Source organism: Isoptericola sp. NPDC056134 (assembly GCF_042264825.1).
GTDB classification, from domain to species: Bacteria; Actinomycetota; Actinomycetes; order Actinomycetales; family Cellulomonadaceae; genus Isoptericola; species Isoptericola nanjingensis.
In genome coordinates this window covers 89271-96900 of the sequence record NZ_JBHJVM010000016.1, presented here as the reverse complement: position 1 = coordinate 96900, position 7630 = coordinate 89271, and the positions used below count along the sequence as shown (strand labels likewise).

Sequence of the window (7630 nt, the reverse complement as noted above, 5' to 3'; positions counted from 1 at the left end):
AACCGGCGGCGCGGGCGCCACGAGCAGCGCCGCCGCTGGGACGACGGCGGCCGCGACGGCCGGTACGACGGCGGCCGGGACGACGGCCGCCGGAGCCGCCACGGCGACCGCCGCCACCGCGGGCACGACGGCAGCGGCGACGGCGGGCACCGCGGCCGCTGCGGGCGCCGCCGTCGGCACGGCGAGCGTCGCCGCCGCGGCGAGCGCGGTCGCCGTCGCGACCGTCGGGGTCGTCACGGTGCTCAACGCGCTCGGCGGCGGGGAGGAGCCGCCCACGGCCGCACCGCAGGCGCCCGTGACCGTCCAGGGCGCACCGTGGACCCCGCCCGGGGAGCAGCCGGGCGAGGGTGCGGTGCGGCCCGCCGAGGACGAGCCGGACGAGCCGGCCGAGCCCAGCGCCGACCCGACGAACCCGGTCAACCTGCTCGGCACCACGATCTTCGCCCCCGTCGCGGACCTCACGGTCACGGCCGCCGGTGCCCCCCTCGACCCGCGCACGGCGCAGCCCCTGGTGCTCACCGTCGCCAACACGGGGAAGGCCACGGCGAGCGAGACGGTCGTCGAGGTGGCGCTCCCGGACGGCGTCGACCTGGCCATGCCGCAGGCGCCGGCCGGCGCGTCCGTCGGCGACGTGCTCGCGGCGGACGCCCTGTCGTGCACGCCGGGGGACACCACGGCGCGGACGGCGCGCTGCACGGTCGGCACCCTCGAGCCGGGCACGTCCCGCGACGTCTCGGTGCCGGTGCGCGCGAACGCCGGCGGCAGCTACGCGATCGGGGCCGCGGTCTGGGCCGAGGGCGTGGGGCGGGAGAACATCGCCCTGCCGCCCACCACCGTGCGGCCGTTCGGCGCGGAGCTCACGGCCTCGAGCGGCGACGCCGTCCCGGTCTCGAACCCGGGCGCTGCCTGGGTGCCCGTCACGGTGCGGAACACCGGCGACCAGCCCGCCGCCGCCTGGTCGGTGCAGCTGGGCGTGCCCGCCGGGTTGCGGCCCGTCACGACCGACGGCGACCTCGCGTGCGTGCCGGGCGCGGGCGGCGACCAGGGCGCCGTCTGGACCTGCGTGGCCAAGCCCGAGGCCGCCCCGCTGGCGCCGGGCGAGCAGCGGTCCGTCCGGCTGCGCGTCGTCGCGGACGGCTCGGCCACGCCCGGGCCGATGGCGGTCTCCGCCGCACCGCAGCTGCCCGGCTCCCCGCACACCGTGGGCGGCAACGCCGCGGTGACGGTGGCGCAGTCGTGGGCCGGCGCGGCCTCGGGGGCACGCGCGGTCGAGGCCCGGTGCGCCGCGGTCGGCGGCGTGGCCACGGCCTCCGCCGTGGTCGAGGGCACGTACGTCAACCTCACCGACCAGAGCCTCGCGGTGCGGCTCGACGCCGCGGGAGACACCGCCGCGGCGGCGCAGGAGGTCGCGCCGGGTGCGTCGGTCACCGTGCGGGTGCCCGACGGGCTCCGGGTCCCCGCGGGCGGCGCCACGTGGACGGTCGCGACGACCCTCGGCGGCCAGACGTACCGGACCAGCGTGCCCGCCGGGACGCACGGTTCCGCGGAGTGCTACGACCCGAGCTGGGCCGTCTCGAAGACCGCCGAGACCGTGAACGTCGACGGCCGCCTGCAGGTGCGCGGCACGCTCACCAACACCAGCGACGAGGCGATGCGGGTCGCGATGACCGCCGCCGGGGTCAGCACCGAGCCGAAGCGGCTCGCGCCGGGCGAGAGCGCGACCTTCGTCGCCGCCACGGACCGCACGTCGCTCTCCGCGGGCGCCGCCGAGTTCCAGCTGTACCGCTGGGTGGCCGACCGCGACAACGACGAGCCCGCGCAGGGCGTGGTGCCCGCCGTCGCCCCGACGGCGTCGTACGACGCCGCGACGCTCGCGCCCGCCGTCGGCGGGCCGGTGACGCTCACCGCGGCCGAGTGCCGGTTCGACGCCTCCGCCGACAGGTCGTGGCGCACCGTCACCGTCCCCGTGGACAACGGCGGCTCCACGCACGCGGTGCGCTTCGCGGCGTCGGACGGTGCCGGGAACGGGGATGCCGCGACGGTCGCCGCCGGCGCCACCGGCACCCTCACGGTGTCCGTGCCGTGGGGCACCCGCAGCCTGGCGGTCACCGCCGACGGGCGCGACCTCGCCACCGTGGACGTGCCGGCCTTCGAGAGCTGCGCCACGGTGACCTGGCCCGGATCGGTGGACGTGTCCACCGTGACCCGGTGCGTCGACGACCGGGCGCGGGTGGAGGTCGACGTGCGCAACCGTGGCGACGTCGCGTGGACGGCGGCCCTCGGCGACGGGGACGGGACGTCGGTCGAGCCGGGCTCCACCGCCACGCTCCGCACCTCCCCGGGCGGGCTGACGGCGGACGCCGGCCACGTCACGGTGCGGCTCTCCCGCGAGATCGAGAAGCGCACGCGGTCGGTCGAGCGGACGTTCGACCACGACGCCGTGTCGTGCGTCGTCGTCGACCCGCAGGCGCGGCTGGACCCGGGCGCCGTGCAGGTGGAGAAGGGGCGGTGGCGCTCGACGTCCACCCGGGCGGTGTCCGTGGTGCTCGACAACACCGGGTCGTCGGTGCCGCAGGACTTCGCGGTGCGCGGCTCGAACGGCGCGTCCGTCGACGTGACCGTGCCCGCCCGCCAGAGCCTGACCGCCGACGGCGGCACCGTGCGGGGCCGCGACGGCGCCAGGTACACCGTGCGCGCCGGCGACTGGTCCGCCGACCTCGCCGTCGACCCCTTCACGGGCACGACCGGCTGGTGCGCCGACCGGGTCCGCTGGAGCGGTGGGTACGAGGTGGGCGACGTCGCGTCGTGGCGCGGCGCGAACTACCGCTACGTCGGCCGTAGCGAGGACGGCCCGGACAGCGCGCAGAAGCGTCAGGACGGGGACCACGCCCGGGGTCACGGCTGGGGCCGCACCTGGGAGCGCATCGGGGACTGCGAGTACCGGTGAGCCCTCCCGGGCCCGGACCGGTCAGACGATGCCGTACAGCCGGTCCCCGGCGTCGCCCAGGCCGGGCACGATGTACTTCTGGTCGTTGAGCCGCTCGTCGACGGCGGCCACGACGATCTGCACGTCGACGCGCGAGCCGATCGCGTCGTCGAGCACCTTCAGCCCCTCGGGGGTGGCGAGCAGGCACACGGCGGTGACGTCGCGGGCGCCGCGCTCCAGCACGTAGTCGATGGCCGCGACCAGCGTGCCGCCGGTGGCGAGCATCGGGTCGAGGAGGAACACCTGCCGGTCGGTGAGGTCGTCGGGCAGGCGGTTCGCGTACGTGACGGCCTCGTACGTGGACTCGTCGCGCTGCAGTCCGAGGAAGCCGACCTCCGCCGTCGGGATCATCCGCGTCATGCCCTCGAGCATTCCCAGCCCGGCCCGGAGGATCGGCACCACGATGGGGCTCGGGTCGCTGAGGCGCACGCCCGTGGTCGTGGTGACCGGGGTGCGGATCTCCTTCGGCTCCGTGCGCACGTGCCGCGTCGCCTCGTAGGCGAGCAGGGTCACGAGCTCGTCGACGAGGAGACGGAACGTCGCCGACGGGGTGTTCTCGTCGCGGAGGACGGTGAGCTTGTGGTCCACCAGCGGGTGGTCGGCGACGTGCAGGCGCATGGACCCACGGTACCGGCGGGAAGGGTCCGGGCACCTCTCCGCGGCTAGCCTGGTCCTGTGACGTCCGACGCCGCGCCCGGTCCCGTGCGCCCCGGCCTCGCGCTGCCCTGGGCGGACGGCGAGTTCCCGCCGGACACGGTCAGCCAGCGGCGCGCGGTGTGGGACGCGCTCATGGGGCTGGCGCTGCACGAGGCGTCGCACGCTCTCGCGTCCGACGACGTCCCCGTGGGCGCGCTCGTCGTCGACGCGGACGGCCGGCTCGTCGGGCTCGGTCGCAACCGCCGCGAGGAGACCGGGGACCCGACGGCGCACGCCGAGGTGCTCGCGCTGCGGCAGGCCGCCACCACGCGCGGCGAGTGGCGGCTCGAGGGCTGCACGCTCGTCGTCACGCTCGAGCCGTGCGTGATGTGCGCGGGTGCGCTCGTCGCGGCGCGCGTGCGGCGGCTCGTCCTCGGCGCCTGGGACCCCAAGGCCGGCGCCACGGGTTCCGTGTGGGACCTCGTGCGCGACCAGCGCGCCAACCACGCCGTCGAGGTGGTCGGCGGCGTGCGCGAGGACGAGTGCGGCGGAATCCTGCGAGACTTCTTCGAGTCCCGCCGCTGACGACGACGTCCGTGCGGGCCGATGAGTCCCCACGACGACGGAGGTCAGCACGGCATGGACACGACGGCACGCCCGGCGGCACCCACCCTGGCCGACTACGCCCGGCACAGCGCGTTCTCCGACCCCGGCGCGCACGCCGAGCTGCTCCGGGAGGTCGCCCCCGACCCGGCGTCGGTCGGCGCCGCGGCGTGCGCGACGATCGTGCACTACCGCGCCGGCGGGGTGCCGCTGCGGGACGAGCAGCGCGCGGACGTCGACCGCCGGTGGCTGGCGTCGCTGCTCGACGCCGCCGTCGAGCGCCGCCCCGGGCCGCTCGCCGCGGACCGCGAGCCCGCCCAGCTGGTCGCCGGGTGCTGCCGCGACCACACGCTGTTCTCCCTCGGGGTGCTGCGCCAGCACGGCGTGCCCGCCCGGTCGCGGATCGGGTTCGCCGGGTACTTCGAGCCGACGTTCTTCCACGACCACGTCGTCGTCGAGCACTGGGCGGACGACGGCGCGGGCGGGGGACGCTGGGTGCGCTGGGACCCCGAGCTGCCCGACGACGGCTCGTGGGGGTTCGACGTGCGCGACATGCCCACCGGGCCGGCGTCGCCGTTCCCCACCGCCGCCGAGGTGTGGCGCGCGATCCGCGCCGGGGAGGTGGACCCGGCGTCCTACGGCGTCGCGCCGGACCTGCCCGAGCTGGGGGGCAAGGACTTCGTGCGCGGCTACGTGCTGCTCGAGCTGGCGCACCGGATGCGCGACGAGGTGCTGCTGTGGGACGTGTGGGGCGCCCTGCCTCCCCACCGGGGCCTGGCGGCGCTCGCCGCCGCATCGCCGCCCGGGTACGTGCCCGCGGTGCCGCTGTCGGACGACGCGTGGGACGCCGTCACCGACGCCCTCGCCGCGCTGCTCGTGGCCGCCGACGCCGGCGACATCGACGCGGAGGCCACACTCGCGGAGCGCTACCGGTCGGGGCTGGGGCCGCAGGCGCGCGTGGCGACGCTCTCGCCGACGGGGCGCGTCGGCGTCACCGACCTGCGCGAGCGCACCACGAGCTGGGCCGCCGCCCCGGCCTGACCGGCTGTGGGCTAGAGCGCCGCGACGCGCACGCCGAAGACGTCGCGCAGCGCGCGCCGGGCGGCGTGCCACCCGCCCATGCCGTGCACGCCGGGGCCGGGCGGGGTCGACGCCGAGCAGAGGTAGACGCCCCCGGCCACGCGGTAGGGGTTCGCGCGCAGGGTCGGGCGGGAGACCATCTGCCACATCGTCGCGGCGCCGGCGGAGATGTCCCCGCCGACGTAGTTCTGGTTGTGCTCCGCCATGGCGGCGGCGGGGATCGCCCGGCTGGCCACGACGACGTCGCGGAACCTCGGCGCGAATCGCTCGACCTGCGCGGTGACGGTCTCCGTGACGTCCACGTCGGAGCCCGCGGGCACGTGCGTGTACGCCCACAGGGGCCGCAGCTCGCCCGTCCCGGAGACGACCCGGCGGGACGGGTCCGTGACCGTGGGATCGCTGACCAGGCACACGGGACGCTCGGCGTGCCGGCCCGCGGCGACCTCGTTCTCCGCCGCGGCCATCTCCGCCCGGGTGCCGCCCACGTGCACCGTGCCGGCGCGGCCCACCTCCGGGTCCGCCCACGGCACCGGGCCGGACAGCACGTAGTCCACCTTGGCGGCCGCGTTCCCGTGGCGGAACGCCCCCAGGGCGCGGCGCAGGCCCGGCGGGACGGCGGGGCCCAGCACGTCGAGCAGCGTGCGGGGCGTCGTGTCGAACAGGACGGCGCGCGCGGCGGGCAGGTCCGCCGGGGTGCGCACCCGGTGGCCCGTCACGACCGTGCCGCCGTGCGCCTCCAGGTCCGCGACGAGCGCCGCCACGATCGCCCCGGACCCGCCGCGGGGCACCGGCCAGCCGCCGTCGAACCCGCGAGGTCGAGGCGAGCGCCCGAGGTCGAGGTCGGGGGCATCGACCTCGAGCGCCCCGCCTCGACCTCGGCGCGCTGGGGTGGCGTGGGCGAGTGCGCCGAGCAGCAGCGAGGTGCCGGCGCCGGACAGCGACGGCAGCCGGGTGATGGTGTGCGCCGCCACGCCGGTGAGCAGCGCGGGTGCCGCCTCGCCGGAGAACCGGCCGTCCCAGGCCGCCGTGCCCTGCTCCGCGAGGCCGAGGCCGAACCGGGCGGCGGCGAGCGTCGCGCGCACGGGGTCGGCGCCGTCGAGCACCCCGGGCGGCACCGACCGGCGGTCGCCCAGCGCGACCGCGACCACGGCCTCCCACCGCGCTGCCAGCGGGCCGAGCAGGGAGCGCCACGCCGCGCCGTCGGGCCCGAGGCGCTCGGCCGTGCGCTCCAGGTCGCGGTACGCGACGGCGGCCCGCCCGCCGGGCAGCGGCTGCGCGTAGGAGACCTCGGGGGTGAGGAGCTCGACGCCGTGCGCCCGCAGGTCGAACGCGCGGAAGAACGGCGACGCCCACGCCATCGGGTGCACCGCCGAGCACAGGTCGTGCACGACGCCGGCGGGCAGGCCCGCGGACAGGTCGCCGTCGTCGCCGGGAGCGAGCGTCCGGGCGCCGCCGCCGACGGTCTCGTTCGCCTCCAGGACCGTCACCGACAGCCCTGCGCGGGCGAGCGTCACCGCGGCCGCGAGCCCGTTGGGCCCCGAGCCGACCACGACGGCGTCCAGCATGCTGCCTCCCCCGGCCGCCGCGGGCGCCCTCGGGATGGGATCTCCCTACCGTGACGACGTGGGTGCGCGCACTGTCCGGCCGATACGACGCAGCCTAGTCTCGGCGTCATGACCAGCACGGACGCCGGCCCGCCTCGTCGTCGGGATGCTCGCCGTGGCCCGGGGCACGATGTTCCTCGTGGCCCGCTGTTCCTCGTGGACCGTGCCGTCGCGAGCACGACGACGCAGCACGAGTCGTACGCGGCGGTCGGCACCGTCGAGCTGGTCGCGGACGGCGACGTCGTCGCGTCCGGCGTCACCGGGGAGCGGAGCTGCGGTCGAGCAACGGCGACGTCGCGTACCTGATGCGCTGATGCGGGGCCGGGGCTCCGCCGCGCGGCGGATATCGTCGTCTGCCATGGGGATCTTCTCGCGCCGGACGCCGGCCTCACCTGGCCCCGTGGAGCCGTTCGAGCTGCTGGTCGACACCGTCTTCGCCGTCCCGACGCGGGGCCACGTGCTCACCGGCACCGTGACGTCCGGGCGGGTGCGCACCGGTCAGCCCGCGGTGCTGCACCTGCCGACGGGTGAGCACGCCGTGACCGTCACCCGGATCGACGTGCGGCGCCGCAAGGCCGACGACGCCGAGGCCGGCACCGAGGCCGCCGTCTACCTCGGTGGGCTGGGGCGCGGCGCGCTGCCCGTCGTCCCCGGCGGTGACGGGAGCCTGATCGACGCCGAGAGCGTCCGGGGCTGCCGCCTCGTCTCGACGCCGTAGCCG

General features: G+C 77.4%; 8 protein-coding genes. 5 read left to right on the top strand and 3 right to left on the bottom strand.

Going from position 1 to position 7630, the window contains the following annotated elements; translation table 11 throughout:
* A partial coding sequence (locus ACFCZN_RS15680) for a hypothetical protein (RefSeq protein WP_430557352.1) occupies positions 1 to 237 on the bottom strand: 237 nt, incomplete at its 3' end.
* A 1-nt stretch (position 238) separates the two neighbouring features.
* Between ACFCZN_RS15680 and ACFCZN_RS15675 the strand changes: the two genes are divergently transcribed.
* Positions 239 to 2947: a hypothetical protein gene (locus ACFCZN_RS15675; protein ID WP_430557351.1), complete on the top strand. Its 2709-nt coding sequence runs from the start codon at positions 239 to 241 to the stop codon at positions 2945 to 2947.
* Positions 2948 to 2968: 21 nt separating this feature from the next.
* Here ACFCZN_RS15675 and upp read toward each other — a convergent pair whose 3' ends face one another.
* Entirely contained in the window at positions 2969 to 3604 is a 636-nt protein-coding gene (upp, locus tag ACFCZN_RS15670) for a uracil phosphoribosyltransferase (protein ID WP_429766460.1), read from the bottom strand.
* Between the two features lie 171 nt (positions 3605 to 3775).
* On the opposite strand from upp, the gene ACFCZN_RS15665 reads away from it, so the two are divergent.
* Positions 3776 to 4207 carry a nucleoside deaminase gene (locus ACFCZN_RS15665; protein WP_429766818.1) on the top strand — a complete coding sequence of 144 codons (432 nt, stop codon included), beginning with the start codon at positions 3776 to 3778 and terminating at the stop codon, positions 4205 to 4207.
* A gap of 54 nt (positions 4208 to 4261) precedes the next feature.
* Entirely contained in the window at positions 4262 to 5266 is a 1005-nt protein-coding gene (locus ACFCZN_RS15660; RefSeq protein WP_430557350.1) for a transglutaminase domain-containing protein, read from the top strand.
* Positions 5267 to 5277: 11 nt separating this feature from the next.
* On the opposite strand, the gene ACFCZN_RS15655 is transcribed toward ACFCZN_RS15660, so the two are convergent.
* A complete protein-coding gene (locus ACFCZN_RS15655) occupies positions 5278 to 6870 on the bottom strand; it encodes a phytoene desaturase family protein (RefSeq protein ID WP_430557349.1) in 1593 nt (530 codons plus the stop codon).
* 108 nt (positions 6871 to 6978) lie between these two features.
* Between ACFCZN_RS15655 and ACFCZN_RS15650 the strand changes: the two genes are divergently transcribed.
* Both ACFCZN_RS15650 and ACFCZN_RS15645 read left to right on the top strand, forming a co-directional pair.
* Positions 6979 to 7215 carry a hypothetical protein gene (locus tag ACFCZN_RS15650; RefSeq protein ID WP_430557348.1) on the top strand — a complete coding sequence of 79 codons (237 nt, stop codon included), beginning with the start codon at positions 6979 to 6981 and terminating at the stop codon, positions 7213 to 7215.
* Between the two features lie 52 nt (positions 7216 to 7267).
* A complete protein-coding gene (locus ACFCZN_RS15645; protein WP_429766467.1) occupies positions 7268 to 7627 on the top strand; it encodes a hypothetical protein in 360 nt (119 codons plus the stop codon).
* The last annotated feature ends 3 nt before the right edge of the window (positions 7628 to 7630 follow it).

Excerpts from the sequence above, each read along its gene's own strand:
- upp (WP_429766460.1), bottom strand. The coding sequence starts at position 3,604 with ATGCGCCTGCACGTCGCCGACCACCCGCTGGTGGACCACAAGCTCACC.
- ACFCZN_RS15665 (WP_429766818.1), top strand. The coding sequence starts at position 3,776 with ATGGGGCTGGCGCTGCACGAGGCGTCGCACGCTCTCGCGTCCGACGAC.
- ACFCZN_RS15660 (WP_430557350.1), top strand. The coding sequence starts at position 4,262 with ATGGACACGACGGCACGCCCGGCGGCACCCACCCTGGCCGACTACGCC.
- ACFCZN_RS15655 (WP_430557349.1), bottom strand. The coding sequence starts at position 6,870 with ATGCTGGACGCCGTCGTGGTCGGCTCGGGGCCCAACGGGCTCGCGGCC.
- ACFCZN_RS15650 (WP_430557348.1), top strand. The coding sequence starts at position 6,979 with ATGACCAGCACGGACGCCGGCCCGCCTCGTCGTCGGGATGCTCGCCGT.
- ACFCZN_RS15645 (WP_429766467.1), top strand. The coding sequence starts at position 7,268 with ATGGGGATCTTCTCGCGCCGGACGCCGGCCTCACCTGGCCCCGTGGAG.